General features: G+C 70.0%; 18 protein-coding genes and 1 pseudogene. 7 read left to right on the forward strand and 12 right to left on the reverse strand.

The window, feature by feature from the left end; translation table 11 throughout:
- The first annotated feature begins 85 nt into the window (after positions 1-85).
- Entirely contained in the window at positions 86-1,588 is a 1,503-nt protein-coding gene (locus tag DAI20_RS10885; RefSeq protein WP_108250725.1) for a S8 family serine peptidase, read from the forward strand.
- A gap of 132 nt (positions 1,589-1,720) precedes the next feature.
- On the opposite strand, the gene DAI20_RS10890 is transcribed toward DAI20_RS10885, so the two are convergent.
- From DAI20_RS10890 to DAI20_RS10905, 4 genes and pseudogenes are all read right to left on the reverse strand, one after another.
- Positions 1,721-2,218 carry a hypothetical protein gene (locus tag DAI20_RS10890; protein WP_205781425.1) on the reverse strand — a complete coding sequence of 166 codons (498 nt, stop codon included), beginning with the start codon at positions 2,216-2,218 and terminating at the stop codon, positions 1,721-1,723.
- Between the two features lie 113 nt (positions 2,219-2,331).
- Positions 2,332-2,724, reverse strand: a complete 393-nt coding sequence (locus tag DAI20_RS10895) for a hypothetical protein (RefSeq protein WP_108250727.1) — start codon at positions 2,722-2,724, stop codon at positions 2,332-2,334.
- A gap of 353 nt (positions 2,725-3,077) precedes the next feature.
- Positions 3,078-4,088 carry an aldo/keto reductase family protein gene (locus DAI20_RS10900; RefSeq protein ID WP_108250729.1) on the reverse strand — a complete coding sequence of 337 codons (1,011 nt, stop codon included), beginning with the start codon at positions 4,086-4,088 and terminating at the stop codon, positions 3,078-3,080.
- A 162-nt stretch (positions 4,089-4,250) separates the two neighbouring features.
- Positions 4,251-4,919, reverse strand: a pseudogene (locus DAI20_RS10905) (NADPH-dependent F420 reductase); the annotation flags it as partial.
- 252 nt (positions 4,920-5,171) lie between these two features.
- Here DAI20_RS10905 and DAI20_RS10910 point away from each other — a divergent pair.
- Entirely contained in the window at positions 5,172-5,975 is an 804-nt protein-coding gene (locus DAI20_RS10910) for an SDR family NAD(P)-dependent oxidoreductase (protein WP_108250734.1), read from the forward strand.
- A gap of 81 nt (positions 5,976-6,056) precedes the next feature.
- Positions 6,057-6,851, forward strand: a complete 795-nt coding sequence (locus DAI20_RS10915) for a hypothetical protein (RefSeq protein WP_108250736.1) — start codon at positions 6,057-6,059, stop codon at positions 6,849-6,851.
- 82 nt (positions 6,852-6,933) lie between these two features.
- Here DAI20_RS10915 and DAI20_RS10920 read toward each other — a convergent pair whose 3' ends face one another.
- From DAI20_RS10920 to DAI20_RS10940, 5 genes are all read right to left on the reverse strand, one after another.
- Positions 6,934-8,592 (reverse strand): catalase, encoded by a 1,659-nt coding sequence (locus DAI20_RS10920; RefSeq protein ID WP_108250738.1) that lies wholly within the window; start codon positions 8,590-8,592, stop codon positions 6,934-6,936.
- Between the two features lie 54 nt (positions 8,593-8,646).
- Positions 8,647-9,129, reverse strand: coding sequence for a Fur family transcriptional regulator (locus tag DAI20_RS10925; RefSeq protein WP_108250740.1), 483 nt, complete (start codon positions 9,127-9,129; stop codon positions 8,647-8,649).
- Between the two features lie 121 nt (positions 9,130-9,250).
- Positions 9,251-9,643: a hypothetical protein gene (locus tag DAI20_RS10930; protein ID WP_108250742.1), complete on the reverse strand. Its 393-nt coding sequence runs from the start codon at positions 9,641-9,643 to the stop codon at positions 9,251-9,253.
- 724 nt (positions 9,644-10,367) lie between these two features.
- On the reverse strand, positions 10,368-11,828 hold the full coding sequence (locus DAI20_RS10935; protein ID WP_159085001.1) for an HNH endonuclease signature motif containing protein: 1,461 nt from the start codon (positions 11,826-11,828) through the stop codon (positions 10,368-10,370).
- A 225-nt stretch (positions 11,829-12,053) separates the two neighbouring features.
- A complete protein-coding gene (locus tag DAI20_RS10940) occupies positions 12,054-12,317 on the reverse strand; it encodes a GlsB/YeaQ/YmgE family stress response membrane protein (protein WP_108250747.1) in 264 nt (87 codons plus the stop codon).
- Positions 12,318-12,510: 193 nt separating this feature from the next.
- Here DAI20_RS10940 and DAI20_RS18505 point away from each other — a divergent pair, with 193 nt between their 5' ends.
- The 4 genes from DAI20_RS18505 to DAI20_RS10950 all read left to right on the forward strand — a co-directional run bounded on the left by DAI20_RS18505 (position 12,511) and on the right by DAI20_RS10950 (position 14,424).
- On the forward strand, positions 12,511-12,705 hold the full coding sequence (locus tag DAI20_RS18505) for a hypothetical protein (RefSeq protein ID WP_159085002.1): 195 nt from the start codon (positions 12,511-12,513) through the stop codon (positions 12,703-12,705).
- Between the two features lie 157 nt (positions 12,706-12,862).
- Positions 12,863-13,798, forward strand: coding sequence for an aminoglycoside phosphotransferase family protein (locus tag DAI20_RS10945; RefSeq protein ID WP_108250748.1), 936 nt, complete (start codon positions 12,863-12,865; stop codon positions 13,796-13,798).
- Positions 13,795-13,968, forward strand: a complete 174-nt coding sequence (locus tag DAI20_RS18510) for a hypothetical protein (RefSeq protein ID WP_159085003.1) — start codon at positions 13,795-13,797, stop codon at positions 13,966-13,968. Before DAI20_RS10945 ends, DAI20_RS18510 begins: the two co-directional genes overlap by 4 nt.
- Before the next feature lie 186 nt (positions 13,969-14,154).
- Positions 14,155-14,424, forward strand: a complete 270-nt coding sequence (locus DAI20_RS10950) for a hypothetical protein (RefSeq protein WP_108250750.1) — start codon at positions 14,155-14,157, stop codon at positions 14,422-14,424.
- A gap of 125 nt (positions 14,425-14,549) precedes the next feature.
- Here the strand turns inward: DAI20_RS10950 and DAI20_RS10955 are convergent, their stop codons facing one another.
- The 3 genes from DAI20_RS10955 to DAI20_RS10965 are packed head-to-tail and all read right to left on the reverse strand — an operon-like array spanning position 14,550 to position 15,912.
- Positions 14,550-15,041: an SRPBCC family protein gene (locus DAI20_RS10955; RefSeq protein WP_108250752.1), complete on the reverse strand. Its 492-nt coding sequence runs from the start codon at positions 15,039-15,041 to the stop codon at positions 14,550-14,552.
- A 4-nt stretch (positions 15,042-15,045) separates the two neighbouring features.
- Positions 15,046-15,447, reverse strand: a complete 402-nt coding sequence (locus tag DAI20_RS10960; protein WP_108251657.1) for an ArsR/SmtB family transcription factor — start codon at positions 15,445-15,447, stop codon at positions 15,046-15,048.
- Between the two features lie 48 nt (positions 15,448-15,495).
- The gene (locus DAI20_RS10965; protein ID WP_108250754.1) at positions 15,496-15,912 is read right to left on the reverse strand and encodes a VOC family protein; all 417 of its coding nucleotides are present in this window, start codon (positions 15,910-15,912) and stop codon (positions 15,496-15,498) included.
- Positions 15,913-15,922: the final 10 nt, after the last annotated feature.

Raw genomic sequence — 15,922 nt, forward strand, 5'->3', positions numbered from 1 at the left:
GAGGACGGTTCCCGAATGTCGGAGGCGCCTGCGAGGGTCGTTCTCGCCCCCATTTCGGGGTTGGGGAAATAAGTAAGGGGAACTCATGTTTCAATCCACAGTTCGGGCAGGGACGCGCCGACGCGGCCTCGCCTCCACGTGCGCTGTTCTCGCCGTCGCCGGCGCCGCAGTGCTCACGCCGGGCCTCTCCGCCACCGCCGCGCCCGGAGCGTCGGCGGGGGCGCGCGTCGTCCAGGCCGCACCCGGGCCGCTCATGAACTACGCCGTGAACGTCGTACAGGCCAACCGGGGTCAGACGCTCAAGGCGGAGCGCGCCATCGAGGCCGCCGGCGGCTCGGTCATCGAGTCCTACGCCGAGATCGGCGTCGTCATCGCCCAGTCCGACAACGCGAACTTCGCTGCCGCTCTTCGTGTGGAGAAGTCCATCGCGTCGGTCGGTGCCACCCGCACCGCACCGGTCGCCGCGACCGACCCGACCTTCGGGGTGCACGATCCGCTGGCGAACGGCGAGTCCGGCAAGGGCGGCAAGACGCCGAAGCGCACGGCCGCGCCGAGCGTCGAGACGCCGACGAGCGTCACCGCGGACCCCCGCGAGGGCGAGCAGTGGGACATGGCAGCGATCGGGGCGACCCAGGCGCACCAGATCACCGACGGCAGCCGGGACGTGCTCGTCGCGGTGCTGGACTCGGGTATCCAGGGCGACCACCCCGACCTGGCCGCAAACATCAATGCGAGCGCGTCGGCGGACTGCAACAGCGGCGTGCCGGACACGAGCTACGCGGCGTGGCAGCCGACGACGAGCGACCACGGCACTCACGTGGCCGGCACGATCGCCGCCGCCCGGAACGGCGTCGGCATCGTCGGCGTCGCGCCGAATGTGCGCCTCTCCTCCGTCAAGGTCGTGAACGACGACGGGTTCATCTACCCGGAGGCGGCGATCTGCGGCTTCATGTACGCGACCGCGACGGGCGCCGACGTCACCAACAACAGCTACTACATCGACCCGTGGCAGTTCTGGTGCGATAACGACGCGGACCAGGCCGCCGTGAAGACGGCCGTCGATCGCGCGGTGCAGTACTCGCAGCAGAAGGGGCTCGTGAACGTCGCGGCCGCAGGCAACTCGAACATCGACCTCGCCAACAAGACCGTGGACTCGTCGAGCCCGAACGACACGACGCCCGTGCTGCGGGCGATCGGCACCGGCGGCTGCGAGGACATCCCGGCGGAGCTCGACGGCGTCGTGACCGTCTCGTCCACGACGCAGGCGGGCGAGCGGTCCAGCTTCTCGAACTACGGGCTCGGCGTCATCGACGTCGCGGCCCCCGGATCGCGCATCCTGTCGACCGTCGTGAACAGCGGCTACGGCCTCAAGTCCGGCACCTCGATGGCGTCGCCGCACGTCGCGGGCGTCGCCGCGCTGCTGAAGTCCACCCACCCGACCACCTCGGGAACCGCCCTGGTGACGCTGCTCACCGAGCAGGCCAACGACGTGCCGTGCCCCGCCGTAGCGAGCACCTGCGTCGGGACGCCGGACGTCAACGGGTACTTCGGCGAGGGTCTCGTCGACGCGCTCGAGGCCGTGCAGTAGGCCCGGTGCAGCAGTAGTACCGCTGTCGCAGTAGTACCAGCGATAGGGGGGGCCGTGCCGGCGGACGTCGGCACGGCCCCTTTCGCGTTCCGGGGCTGGCGGAGAGTGACGCGTCAGACCGGTGAGTCGGGGTCAGTGGCTCCGGGTGCCGCGCCGCGACTCGAGCGAGGGGCGGATCAGCCGATCGGCGACCACGCCGGTGACGACCGCGTACACGGCCTTGTGCACCACGTCGACGACGAACTCCTTCGCGGGCCAGCTCGACGGCGGCGCTCCGGCGCCCGTCGTGTTCTCCAGCGTCTGATCGAAACCGAGACGCACGACCGTGTGCTTCGTGTTCGCGAGCGGGCCCCGGATGCCGGTGACGGCCCACACCCCGCGGAGCGCGCCGAGGACGGCGCCCGTGCCCCAGTGCATCAGGTGGTTCCAGACCGGCGGTTTCTCGCTCTCGCCGGGGCGGCGGCCGAGCAGGGTCAGGAGCGTGCGGGCGGGCACGTACGAGTTCGGCCGGTGGGTGAAGCGCTGCTCCACCTTCTCGCCCGCGGTCATGGCCGCCACTCCCGCGAGGCCGCTCAGCGCGCCGACGGCGGCGGCTTTCAGCAGCGTCGGTCCCCGTCTCTCGTCCGCCATGGCGTCCTCCCGATCTCGTCGTTCCCGCGTACCTCCATCCAACTCCCGCCGCCGTGCGAGCGGGGCTCGGGCAGGCCGGTGCCGGGGTGCCGGTGCCGGTCAGAGCCGCGGCTCTACGCGGCGTGCGCGGAGGGCAGCCGGGTCGGTTCGCCCGTCGCCGAGACGCTGTCCCGGAAGACCGTGAGGATGCCCGGGCGACCGACGCGCGCGGACACCGCGGACACCACGTCGCCCGTGGCCGGCCGCCACTCCCGGAGCAGCTCGATCTCACGGTGCACCGCGTGCAGGAGCTCCACGCCGAAGTCGCCGCCCGATCGGGTGTGCGGCTCGTACTCGATCAGGTTCACGACCGCGATGGTCGGCTCCGGTTCGTCGTACCGGACCGTGATGCTCTCCCAGAACGGGTCGTGCATCACCGCGGCGTACAGGCAGCGGATCACGGCGAGCTCCGCCTCGAGCACGAGCTCGGGGATGCTGCGGCCGGCGGATGCGGAGGAGGTGCTCATGACGGTTCCTTCGTTCGAAGGGGACGGGAGGGAGCGCCATCACTCGAACCCAGCCCATCACGAGCCCACCGAAAAATCTGGGGCTCGACAACGCCCGCGATCCGTGCGAAGCGACCGGGCAGTCGCGTCCCTGTCGACGGGCTCAGGGACCGTACGAGCGGACGCCGGGGCACCCGGCTGGGTGCCGGTCGTAGCCGGAGGGGCGGGGGTCCGGTCCCTGAGCTTGTCGAAGGGACGCTTCCCTAGCCGCCCAACGCTGCCCGGCGTCCCACGTCGTCGTCCGCCTAGGAACGGGCACACGGACAACGAAACGGTCCCCGAGCCGCGTGCGGGCGACTCGGGGACCGTTCCGGTCAGACCTCGCGGGTCTTGGGCGAGCTGTCCTTCGTCTTTTCGGGGTCGCGCTCGACGATGTCACCGAGGACCTCGTCGATCTGACCCAGGAGCTCGGCGGGGATCTCGACGCCGGACGCCTTCACGTTCTCGTGCACCTGCTCGGGCCGGGAGGCGCCGATGATGGCCGACGCCACGTTGTCGTTCTGCAGCACCCACGCAACGGCGAGCTGGGCGAGCGAGAGCCCGACCTCGTCGGCGATGGGGGAGAGGCGCTGCACGCGCTCGAGCGTGTCGTCGTTGAGGAAGCGCTTCACCATGTTTGCGCCGCCCTTCTCGTCCGTGGCGCGGCTGCCCTCGGGCAGCGGGGCGCCCGGCTTGTACTTGCCGGTGAGCACGCCCTGCGCGATGGGGGACCAGACGATCTGGGAGATGCCGAGCTCCTTCGAGGTCGGCACGACCTCCGCCTCGATGACCCGCCAGAGCGCCGAGTACTGGGGCTGGTTCGAGATCAGCTGTACGCCGAGCTCCTTCGCGAGGGCGGCGCCGTCGCGCAGCTGCTCCGCGGTCCACTCGCTGACGCCGATGTACAGCACCTTGCCCTGGCGCACGATGTCGGCGAACGCCTGCATCGTCTCCTCAAGCGGGGTCTCGTAGTCGTAGCGGTGCGCCTGGTACAGGTCGACGTAGTCCGTCTGCAGACGGGTGAGCGAGCCGTTGATGGACTCCAGAATGTGCTTGCGGGAGAGGCCGGTGTCGTTGTGGCCCTTCGGCCCGGTCGGGCCGAAGACCTTGGTGAAAATCTCGATCGACTCGCGGCGCTGACCCTTCAGCGCCTCGCCGAGCACGGTCTCGGCCGCGGTGTTCGCGTAGACGTCCGCGGTGTCGAAGGTGCTGATGCCGGCGTCGAGAGCGGCGGACACGCACGCGGTGGCCGCGTCGTTCTCGATCTGGGAGCCGTGGGTGAGCCAGTTGCCGTAGGTGATCTCGGAGATCTTGAGGCCGGAGTTGCCGAGGTAGCGGAACTTCATTGTGCGTCCTAACGAGTCAGAGGCGGGAGATAGCCAACTCCGCAAGCCTTGCACTCGGGCCGCCGCGATGAGGGGTCCGGCACCGCCCGAACGGTTCGCGGTGAAGCGGCGGGCATGAGAAAGGCGTCCGGCCCGGGAAACCCGGACCGGACGCCTGGAGTGCTACGCGGCGGCGTTGACCCGCTTGGCGAGCCCGAGGTTCTCGAGCAGCTCGTGGCGGTTCTGGCGCACGACGTAGGCGGGCTGGTCGCGCTCGACGCGCCAGCTCTCGGCCAGCGAGCCGACGTTCACCGTGTCGAAGCCGAGCTCGTCGTAGAGGCGCTGGACGAGCTCGGCCGCCTCCTCGAAGTCGCTGGCGGTGGCGAGCGCACGGCGGTTCTCGGTGCCGGCGGGGGTGCCGTCGGTCGTGATGTCCTTCGCCATGATGTGGTTGAAGCCCTTGGCCACCTTGCTCGTGGGCAGGTGGCGCTGCAGCATCGCGGAGACGGTGTCGACCCCGTTGTCGAGGGCGGGGATCTGCCCGTCGCGCTCGAAGTAGTAGTTGTTCGTGTCGATCACGATCTTGCCGGCGAGGGGCTCGACGGGCACGTCGTACACGTTCTTGAGGGGCACCGTCACGACGGCGAAGTCGCCCGCCTCAGCCGCCTCGGCGGCCGTCGCGGCACGCGCCTTCGGTCCGAGCTCCGCGACGAGCTCCGCCAGGGTCTCGGGTTCGCGAGAGTTGCTGATGACCACGTCGTAGCCGACGCCGATCGCCGCGCGTGCGACCTGGCTGCCGATGTGTCCTGCTCCGATGATTCCGATAGTTGTCATACGGAGGAGAACGCCTGAGCCGCGGTGCTATTCCTTCGCTGAGTAAACGCCCAGGACCGCGCGGACGATGGGCCGGCGCCCCGATCGCGAGCGGCGTCGGCACGGGAAACGGCAGCCGCGGCGCGAGGTACGGCAGCCAGCGGTGCTCCTTGCTTACCTGTGCCCCGTCGCCCGCGCCGGCCATCCTCTCGCCCGTCCCGCCCGAGCGGAACCACCCGAGCGGACCCACCGAGCCGAACCGCCAGGAGCGCACCTGCCAGGATGGGCGGAATGAGGATTCAGCACGTCGCCCTGATCACCGGAGCGAACCACGGCATCGGCGCCGCGGTCGCCGAGCGGCTCGCCGCGGAGGGAATGGCTGTCCTGATCGGCTACCTGTCGATCGAGGATCCCGAGGACGAGGGCACACCGGAGCGGCAGCGGCAGAACCACCGCAGCGACGCATCGGCCGTGCTCGAGCGCATCGAGCGGGCGGGCGGCACGGCCGCCGCGGTCTCGGCGGACCTGTCCGACGCCGCGAGCATCCCGCTGCTCTTCGACGCGGCGGAGGAGCGCTTCGGTCCGGTCGACGTGCTGGTGAACAACGCGACCGCATCCCTGGGCGACACCTTCCGGAGCGGCGGACGGGACTGGATGGGCCGCCCGCTCGCCCGGGTGACGGCCGAGACATTCGATCGCCAGTTCGCGGTCGACGCCCGCGCGGGGGCGCTGCTCATCGCGGAGTTCGCCGCCCGGCTGCAGGCGCGGCAGGGGTCCTGGGGACGCATCGTGTCGATGACCTCGGGCGGGGAGGACGGCTTCCCCGAGGAGGTGTCGTACGGGGCAGCGAAGGCGGCCCTGGTCAACTACACGAAGTCCGCGAGCCTGGAGCTCGGCCGCTTCGGGGTGACCGCGAACGCCGTGCATCCGCCGATCACCGACACCGGCTGGGTCACGGATGCGGTGCGCGAGGCGATCGAGAAGGACGACCACTTCTTCAGCGTCGCCGAGCCGGACGAGGTCGCCGAGCTCGTGGCGTTCCTCGTGTCGGACGCCGGGCGGCGGGTCACGGGAAACGTGCTGCGCATGGCGTGAGCGATTGGGGCTTTCTGTCCCGCGCATAACTGAGACTTCCCCGACTACGGTGAGTCCCAACATGCGTGGAAAGGCCCGCGAATGACGGACAGCTACCCGCCCGACGACGAACTGCTCGAGTCGGCCACCGGAATCGCGTACGAGTTGTGGGACTGGTCGGTCAAGGCGGTCCGGGCCCGCCTGTTCACCGACGCCGTCGCCTACGTCGCCGACCATCTGCACGCCCGGGGGCCGCTCGACCGGGTCACCCTGGAGGGCACGGTCGTCGCCTCCACCGGCGAGTCCGCCGTCAACCTCTTCGACACCGAGCTCGGGCAGCACCTGGACCTCGACCGCGGGCGCCAGTGGATGTGGTGGGTCGTCGAGCAGATGGTGAGCCACCGCCACGCGGCCGACCTGGTGACGTGGGCGGAGCGCACAGTCGGCGGGGACCCGCAGCTGCTGCCCGGGTCCCTCGATCCGCTCGTCGAGGACTTCGGCGAGGCCCTCATGCTCGACGTTCCGGCGCTCTCCCTGCGCGGTGCAATCATCGACGAGGTCGGGCGTCTGCCCGTGCGTCGCGTGCTGGAGCTCGACGCCGGCGGGGCGACCGGCCGGGTGCGGGCGTCGTCGATGCAGCGGCGCCTGGACCGCGAGGAGGAGGAGCAGCGCCGCGAGGCGTCCCAGCGCTTTTACGAGGAGCGCAGGCAGGAGTTCGATGCCGCGGTCGGTCTCGGCGGACCGCCTTACGCGGCGGAGAACATCTCGCAGATCATCAACGCGGTGCGCGCGCTCGGCTGGGGGAGGCACGAGCGCCTGATGTTCTGGCAGGGCGCTCCGGCGGGCACCTTCTCGCTCGCGCTCGCGCCGCGATTCACCTCGACGGAGCCGGGCTGACCGAAGCCCGGCTGCAACGCGGCGACGGCCCCGCCGCTCCACCCGAGGGGGAGTGGCGGGGCCGCCGCGGTGAGACCGGGTGCTACTTGGCGAGCACCACGCGCTCGTTCGGCACGCAGTGGGTCATCATCAGGCCCTCGACGTTCCGCGGGCCGTTGTGCCCGAGGTTCGCGAGACGCGCCAGCTCGTCCTCGTTGAGGGTCTGGCTCTGCAGCGGCGGGAGGTCCTTGATCTCGTCGAGCGTGATGCCGAGGCCCGCGCCGACTCGCGCGCCCAGCTCATCCTCGACCATGTAGAAGTGCCACACCATGCGCTCCTGCACCTCGCGGGCGGCCTGGCCGATGAGCGTCACGAAGTTCGCGACGAGGTCGTCCTGCTCCCACTTCTCGAGCAGCAGGTAGCGCTGGCCGGCCTGCGTGTAGTCGTTGGTGCGGGGGATGCGCTTGCGCGTGAGCCGGCCGACGATCTCCGGGCCCTGGTCGTCGTGGGTCGGGTACGTCGCCTCACGGAGCCCGCCGGTGATGGACGGCTCGTAGTTGACGTGCGGGTTCTCGCCGACCTGGTCCACGTGGTAGGTCATCTGGCCGCCCTGCTGGTTGGTGCGGACCTTCGCGTTCTTGGCCGAGTTGACCGGCAGCTGCAGGTAGTTCGGCCCCACGCGGTAGCGCTGGGCGTCGCTGTAGGAGAACGTACGGCCGACGAGCATCTTGTCGTCGGAGAAGTCCAGCCCGTCGACGAGCACGCCGGTGCCGAAGGAGAGCTGCTCGTTCTCGGCGAAGAAGTTGCGCACGTTGCTGGTCAGCACCATCGTGCCGACCTTCTTCGGTGAAAACTCGTTCTCCGGCCACACCTTCGTGTCGTCCAGCGGGTCGAAGTCGAGCTCGAGGTGCTCGTCGTCGCTCATGAGCTGCACGCGAAGCTCCCACTCGGGGAAGTCGCCGCGCTCGATGGCCTCGTAGAGGTCCTTCGAGGCGTGGCCGAGGTCGCCGGCCTGGAGGGCGGCGGCGTCGGCCTCGGTGAGGCTCTGCACGCCGGCCTTCGGGATCCAGTGGTACTTCACGAGGTGCGTGAGGCCCTCGGCGTTGACCCACTTGTAGGTGTTGACGCCGAAGCCCTGCTGGGTGCGGTAGTTCGCGGGGATGCCACGGGGGCTGAAGAGGTTCATCAGCATGTGCATCGACTCGGGGGTCTGCGACATGAAGTCGAAGATCCGCCCGGGCTCCTGGCGGAAGGTGATGGGGTCCGGCTTCAGCGAGTGGATGACGTCAGGGAACTTGATCGCGTCACGGATGAAGAACACGCCGAGGTTGTTGCCGACAAGGTCCCAGTTGCCGTCCTCGGTGTAGAACTTGACCGCGAATCCGCGGGGGTCGCGCGCGGCCTCGGAGGAGTCGCGGCCGCCGATGACGGTGGAGAAGCGGATCGCCAGGTCGGTGCGCTTGCCGGCCTCCTGGAAGAGCTTCGCGCGGGTGTACTTCGCGATGGGCTCGTCGCCCCAGGTGCCGGTGGCCTCGAAGTAGCCGAAGGCAACGGCGCCGCGCGCGTGCACGACCCGCTCCGGGATGCGCTCGCGGTCGAAGTGGCTGATCTTCTCGAGGAACTGGTAGTTCTCGAGCGTTGCGGGTCCCCGCGCGCCGACGGTGCGCTGGTTCTGGTTGTCGTAGACCGGGTGACCCTGGCGGTTGGTGAGCACCTCGCGGGTGTCACCCTCGTCCGGGCTCTGTGACGCGACGTCGGTCATGGATGTCCTTTCGTGGGGCAGGTGCGGGCGCCGCGGTGTGCGGCGACCGCGGGATCAGGGGCGCGCGACCGGCGCGGACGATGCCGCGCACGACGGGCACAGCCCCCAGAACGTGACTTCGGCCTCGTCGACGACGAAGCCGTTGGTGCTCGACGGCGTGAGGCAGGCGGACTCGCCCACGACGCAGTCGATGTCGGTGACCAGGTTGCACGAGCGGCAGACCAGGTGGTGGTGGTTGTCGTTCACCCGCGACTCGTAGAGCGCGGGCTGACCGGCCGGCTCGAGGGTGCGCAGCAGATGCGCCGCCTCGAGCGCCTCGAGGCAGTCGTAGACGCCCTGGGTGGAGATCGCGCCGATGCGGGCGCGCACGCGCTCCTCGACGGTTGCGGCGCTCAGGTGCTCGTGGCGCGGGCGCGCCTCCTCGAGCACGTCGAGCACGGCGATGCGCGGCTTGGTGACGCGGATGCCCGCCGAACGGAGACGACCGGCGGAGGCGCTCTCGGCTGCCGGAGCGGCCTCGTGCACGTGTGCGGTCATGTGTCCACTCAACCGGGAGAACTTGAACGAGTCAAGTTTAGCGGTGCGGTGGGCGTGTCGCTCGGGCCGGCCGGTCCGTGCTGATCCGCACTCGGTCGCGCCCGTCCGCGGAGGAATTGCGTCAGTTAAGCGCCACGCCGCCGGTCTGGAGCGGCTCTGACACGCGCGGGAGCAGCGCCGTGACGGCGGCGATGCCGCCCACCACGAACAGGAAGCCGATGTCGACCTTGGTGAGGGTGGTCGGCAGGAGGCCGGCGAGCGAGTCGTCCAGGAGGCCGAGCACGGCGATCAGGAGGAAGACGGCCGCGACGAACAGCAGGCCGCCGCGCAGGAGGCCGGCCGGGCTGCGGGTGCCGCCGACGACGAGCAGGACGAGGGCGCAGAACAGGTACACGATGTCGAGGAGGATGTCGACGTTGAAGAGTCCGAGCAGATGCTCGCCTTCGACGAACAGCCCGAGGAATCCGTGGCTGCCGAGCAGCACCCCCATCATGAACGCGATCGCTCTGCCCATGTGTCAACCTCCCGTGAGAAACCGGCGCGATTGCCGCCGTCATGGCCAGCGTATTGAAGCCGCGCCCGTGATGCCCGCTTCGCGCGCCCGACACAGACACCGCACAGCCCCTGAAGGTGCCGCGGTGTGTCGGGTCCCGTCCCTTCGACGGGCTCAGGGGCCGAGGTGGTGCCGTCAGCGGGCCCTGGTCGTTTTCGAGAGCTTCGCCAGCAAGGACGGCACATGGACGGTGTCGCCGTCGGTATCGGGGAGCGTTCCGTACACGGTCGCTGAGCTTGTCGAAGCGACGCAAGGTGCGCTGACACGGGTGCGTCCCTTCGATGGGCTCAGGGACCGACGTGGTTCCGCCGGTCTGCGCTGGTTGTTCCCGAGAGCTTCGCGGGCAGCGACGGAATGCAGGCGGTGCGGCCACTGAGGCGTACGTGCGTTCCGTACACGGTCGCTGAGCTTGTCGAAGCGACGCAAGGTGCGCTCACACGGGTGCGTCTCTTTGGCAGGTTTAGGGACCGAGGTGGTGCCGTCGGTCTGCCCTGGTTGTTCCCGAGAGCTTCGCGGGCAGCGACGGCATGCGGGTGGTGCGGCCATTGAGGCGTACCTGCGTTCCGTACACGGTCGCTGAGCTTGTCGAAGCGACGCAAGGCGCGTCGCGACTGTTGCGTCCCTTCGACGGGCTCAGGGACCGTATGGTCAGCAGTCCGCTGAGTGGTCACCGCCGCGACCACGATCAATCTTTCGGTGATGCCGGCCCGGATGGGGGAACAGAGTCGCGGGGCCGGAGGCGGTGCCGGCGGGCGTTCCAGTCCTGGACCGCTCTGCTCTTCGTCGCCAGGTGGCGCGCTTCCCGGGTCGGGCTGATCGACCTCGGTGGAAGCAACAGGTACTGCCCGCCGGTTCTGCGAATATCCCAGCCGTTGTTGTGGAGGAGCAAGTGGTGGTGCTTGCAGAGCAGGATCCCGTCGGCGATGTCCGTCTTGCCGTGGTCGCGTTTCCACTGGTTGATGTGATGCGCCTCGCACCACGAGGGTGGCCGGTCGCACCCAGGCCACATGCACCCGCCATCCCTTACCGCGAGCCCGATGCGCTGACGCGCGGTGAACAGGCGCTGCTCGCGACCCACGTTCACGCACTGCCCGTCGTCATCGAGCACCACGGCCACCGTTCCCGTCGAGCACACCTCGCGGCGGATGGTGCCGATGCTCACGGCCTCACCCGTGTCTTGTATCGAGCCGTGGCCGTCGCCGGAGTCGAGCGACTCCTTCGTCACGATCACCCTCACCGCAGGCCGCCGCGATCCGTACACCTGGCCTGGGTCTGCGTCCGCGCCGATGCGCAACAGCTCGAGGAACCCGTCAGCGGCGAGGCGCTCGGTCGGCCGCGGGTCATTGACGATCGCATCAATCCGGGCCCGGTCCTCCTCCTTGACGAACCGCGGCCCGCCTCGACGGGGGTTGGTCAGCTCGTCGAGGACCGAGAGGAGGAAGGCGCCCGGTTCGGGTGCGTAGAGGAACTTGCCCTCCACCATCCCGTCCGGTCGCTTCCATGCCTTCAGGTGCTGCTGTTCCAGCTGCGCCTTCTCGCGATCCGCGACCTCGGTGTCGCCGAGGTCGTCGCGTAGTTGGCGTGCCCGGCGGTGCAGCTGCGCCGCCGTGAGTGTGGCCGCGTCTTCTAGGAGTTCCCGCGCTGCTTCCGACAGGGCCTCGGCCGGTACCGCGTCCGTCGGCAGTCCCAGCCCGGCACGAATCGCGTCCGCCTGCGCAATCGAAACCCGTCCGTCGGTGACGGCATGCGCGATCGGCGCCTGCCACGGGGTGGGCGGCGCGGGAAGCTCCGGGTGCTCGCGTTGCAGGGTCTCCACGGCGTCGGTCTCGGCGAGCATCTTGCCGACCTCGACGATCGAGACGGCGCCGCCCCTGGTGGTTCCGGTGATGGCCTCGACCATGGCCTGCGGCGTCCGGTAGCCCTCCTGCTGCGCCAACCCTGCTGAACCGAGGTCGGTGCTGGAACGCCGGTTCAGCTCGCCCGCGATCCAGGCGGAGAAGGTGTCGCAGGCCTGTCGCAGGTCGGCGATAGCGTGCAGCGCGTCGAGCAGATCCTGCTTGGGGAGCGTGACAAAAGCAGCGGGGGAGGAGCCCAAGCGCGCGACCGCGTTCGCTGTGCGGAGGAGCGTCGCTGCCGGGGTTCTCATAGCACACATTCTACCATGTCGAAAGTATCTTCGACGAAGAACTTTTGTCCTGTGAAGAACTTCCACGAGCGCAGTCGCCACTGTCCCTTCGACAAGCTCAGGGACCGTGGGGCTCCCTGTGCCGGGCAGCCGTGTCCCATCGACACGCTCAGGGACCGGCCTCACTGAAACACGAAAGCGGCGCCCCCCTCGGGACGCCGCTTCCGCGGTGGTGCTGGGCTGGATCTAGCGGCGGCTGACCTTGCGGCGGCCGGCGAGGCCCTCCGCGACGCCGATCAGCAGGACGGCCGCGATGACGCTGACGATGAAGCCGAGCACGTTGAGCTCGAAGATGTCTCCCGTGCCGAGGAGGTTCGCGATGACGCCACCGATCACGGAACCGGCGAGTCCGAGCAGAAGCGTGGCGAGCACGCCGAGGTTCTGACGGCCCGGCTTGATCAGGCGGGCGAGCGCGCCGATGACGAGTCCGGCGACGATGAATCCGATCATGTGTGGGGTCTCCCTGTGGTGTTCTGTTGCCCGTGCACCGCACGGGCGCGGGCACGATCGACGAGCGTACCCTCGTCGGTCGCGCCATGCGGTGGGACCCACTCTGCGCCGCCTGCCAACGGCACGGGTGCGAGCAAGGTTCTTACAAGCTCGCGTCCCTAGCGTGGCCCGGCAGGGCGACAGGGAGGTGCGCGTGACCGATACGGGGAAGCGGAGGCGGGAGTCGATGACGTTGCGCATCATCGGTGCCGTCCTCATGATCTCCGCGGAGGGGTGCATCTTCCTGGTGCTGTTCGGTGCCCACGCGGTCGCCTGGACCGCCCTCGCGGCTGCCCTGATGGCCGTCGGCGTCCTCGTGTGGCGGCGCGGCTGGGGACTCAACCGCTGATCGCCCGCAGAACCGGGCGGCGACCCCCTGCGCCACCCCGCGGGACAGCAGACCGGAGGGCGCACAGGCAGAGCCCACCGGCACCGCACACCGGCACCGGCAGCGCACCCCGGCACCACGGGCAGCGGCGCAGGCTTCCCTCCGCTACCGTGATGGCGTGCTGAAGCCACCGGCCGAGATCTCGCTGAGCGAGAGCCAGGTGCGCGAGCTGCTGGTCGCCGACTGCCGCGAATACGCCCACCTCCCGTTGCGCCTCGTGGCGGAGGGATGGGACAACGCCGTCTGGCGCCTCGGTGACGAGCTCGCGGTGCGGCTGCCCCGTCGCGCGGTGGCCGCGGAGCTCATCCGGCACGAGCAGCGGGCCCTTCCCCTGCTTGCGGCGCGGACGACCGTCGCCGTGCCGCTTCCGCTCCACGTCGGCGCCCCGCGAGGACCGATGCCGTGGCCGTGGAGCGTCGTGCCCTGGTTCCCCGGCCGTGCACTCCTCGCCGTGCCGCGATCGGCGCGCGGCGGCGTGGCCGCGCCCCTGGCCGCCTTCCTCCGAGCCGTCCACGCACCCGCCCCCTCGGATGCGCCCCCGAACCCCGTGCGAGGCGTGCCGCTTGCCGCGCGTTCCGTCGCCGTGGAGGAGCGCTTCGCCGGCGGCCTCGTCCCGCGCTCCAACGAGCTGCGACCGGTCTGGGAGGAGGCGCTCACCGCACCGCTCTTCGACGGCGAGCCGGTCTGGATCCACGGTGACCTGCATCCGGGCAACATCGTCGTAACCGGACCCGAGCACGGCGCCGGGCATCGTGCACCCGGGCCGGCGCTCGCGGCCGTCGTCGACTTCGGCGACGTCACCGCGGGCGACCCGGCAACGGACCTCGCCGCCGCGTGGCTGTGCTTCGACCCCGCGGGCCGGCGCGCATTCCGCGCCGCGTACGGGGACGACGACTCCTCGCTGTGGGCCCGGGCGAGGGGATGGGCCGTCGTTCTGGCGACGGCACTGTGCGGCAACAGTCTCGACGACCCGGAGATGGCCCGGCTCGGGCACGAGACGGTCGACGAGGTGTTGGCGCGCGGGGAAGGCGGCAGGGTTAGGTTCGTCCCATGAGCAACGACACCGACCCCACCCGGAACGACGAGACGGCCTCGGCCGACGACGGCATGGAGAACGCGGAGGTCACGGGACCGTCGGCCGACGGCATCCCCGACGGATCCGGGACCAACACGGACTCCGATGACGTCGAGGATGACAGCGCATCCGGTCACGGGGACTCCTGAGCCCGCAACTCCCGCCTGCGGCCGCGGCCCCTGTGCCGCGTCGCCGAAATCGCGGTTCGACGGCGTGACCGACCTGCCCCCGAGGGGGAGCGCGGCGTAGTGCAGCACCCCGCTCCTCCGATAGCAACCCCCGCACCGCGACTTCGTGCCGCGCGTACGGTGGAATCAACCGGAGGGGGGCACCGCATGTCGTTATTCACCCTGTCGGTCGCCGGGCACACCTACTATCTGCCGGCGGACACCGACGTAGTGCAGCTCCAGGACCGCCTCGTGGACGCTGTGCGGCACGGAGGCGACGTCGTCGCCATCCCCACGGTCGGCACGACCGAGTGCGCTGTGCTCGTGTCGCCCGGGCTGCCGGTCTACTTCGAGGAGCGGCCGGACGCCCCGGCGCAGCCTGAAGCGAGCAGCTGGACGCGCAGCATGTTCACGGCCGAGGAGTGGGACTCGTACTGATCCAGTGAGTGCGTGCCGTCGCGACTCACGTCACGACGGCACGCACTCATGCACGACCGCCCGGCGCCGCGCCTTCGCTGCGCCAAGCCATCGGTGCACGCCCCGACGCTGCCCGGCGCCTTGCCTCAGTGGGCGTCGGCCAGGATGCCGTCGATCTGCCCGACGGCCTCGCGCATCCCCTCCTCCATGCCCATCTCGAGCATCTGCTCGAGCTGCTCCGTGCTCACGAAGGTGCTGGTGATCGTCATGCGGGTGCCGTCGCCGACCGGCTCGAGCGTGACGACCGCCCGGGTCGGCTCCATCGACGGGTCCGGCTCGCCGTCCTCGCCGGCGAAGCCGTCGTCGAACTCGAGCCGCCGCGGCGCGTCGACCGAGACGATCGTCCACCAGCCGCGCGCTCTATCCCCCTCGGGGCCGGTCATGTAGTACCGGCACTGACCCCCCGGCGTGAGGTCGTGCCGCTCGAAGGTCGCCGGATAGGTCGGCGGCCCCCACCAGCGCTCCAGCAGCCGGGGGTCCTCCCAGATCTGCCACACGCGCTCGACGGGTGCGTCGAACTCGGTCACGAAGGTCAGGGTCAGCGCTTCGACGTCTCTGTCCGAGCTGACTACGGTCATCTGCTTACTCCTTGTCTCTATCTGTCTCGGTGTCGATCTCTCGGTGTAGGTCGTCCGGGTGCGCTCGTCCCGCGTCGGGCTGCTCGGCGAGCAGACCCTCGATGCGATGCGCGCGCTCCAGCCAGACCCGCTCGAACTGGTCGAGCAGGCGTGCCGCGGTGCGGAGGGTGTCGAGATTGCTGTGCACGATCTGCTCCCGGCCGGAACGCTCCTTCGTCACGAGCGACGCCCGTTCGAGCACGGCGACGTGCTTCTGGACGGCGGCGAAGCTCATGGCGTAGTGCTGAGCGAGCGCGGACACCGACTGGGACTGCTGATTCGCCCGGGCCACGATGTCGCGCCGGGTCGCATCCGCCAGCGCGTGGAAGATGCGGTCGATCTCGGTCTCGCTCAGATGTACAACCATGTGGTTGTACATTACGCCTGCGTCAGCACGGGCACAAGGGGCACAGCGTCAGATCCCGGACGCGAGTGGCGGATCGACGCCGGTCACTGTGCCGTCAGCCGCCCGGTAGGTGCCCGCCGACAGGTCGAGCAGCACGAGCACCGTGCCGAACGGATCCGCTACCACCGCGAGACGGCCGACCGGGATGTCGAGCGGCCCCGACAGGATCCGCCCGCCCGCGCGCTCGACGGCCACGGCGGCCGCGTCGGCGGAGTCGACGAGCCAGTTCGGCTCGTACGGCTGCCGGGTCGTGAGCACGAGTTCCGTGTCGGAGCCGGGCAGCGCGAGGCCCGCCTGCCCCACCTCATCGTTCCGCCACAGGAGCTCCTGCCCGAGCGCGTCACAGTAGAAGCGCAGTCCGGCGTCGATGTCCGGCACCGGGATCGTGACGGCGTCCACCTTCTTCAGCAACGGCCTCTCGGTCATGCCCCCATCC

This window comes from Planctomonas deserti, assembly GCF_003067705.1.
Classification (GTDB): Bacteria; Actinomycetota; Actinomycetes; order Actinomycetales; family Microbacteriaceae; genus Planctomonas; species Planctomonas deserti.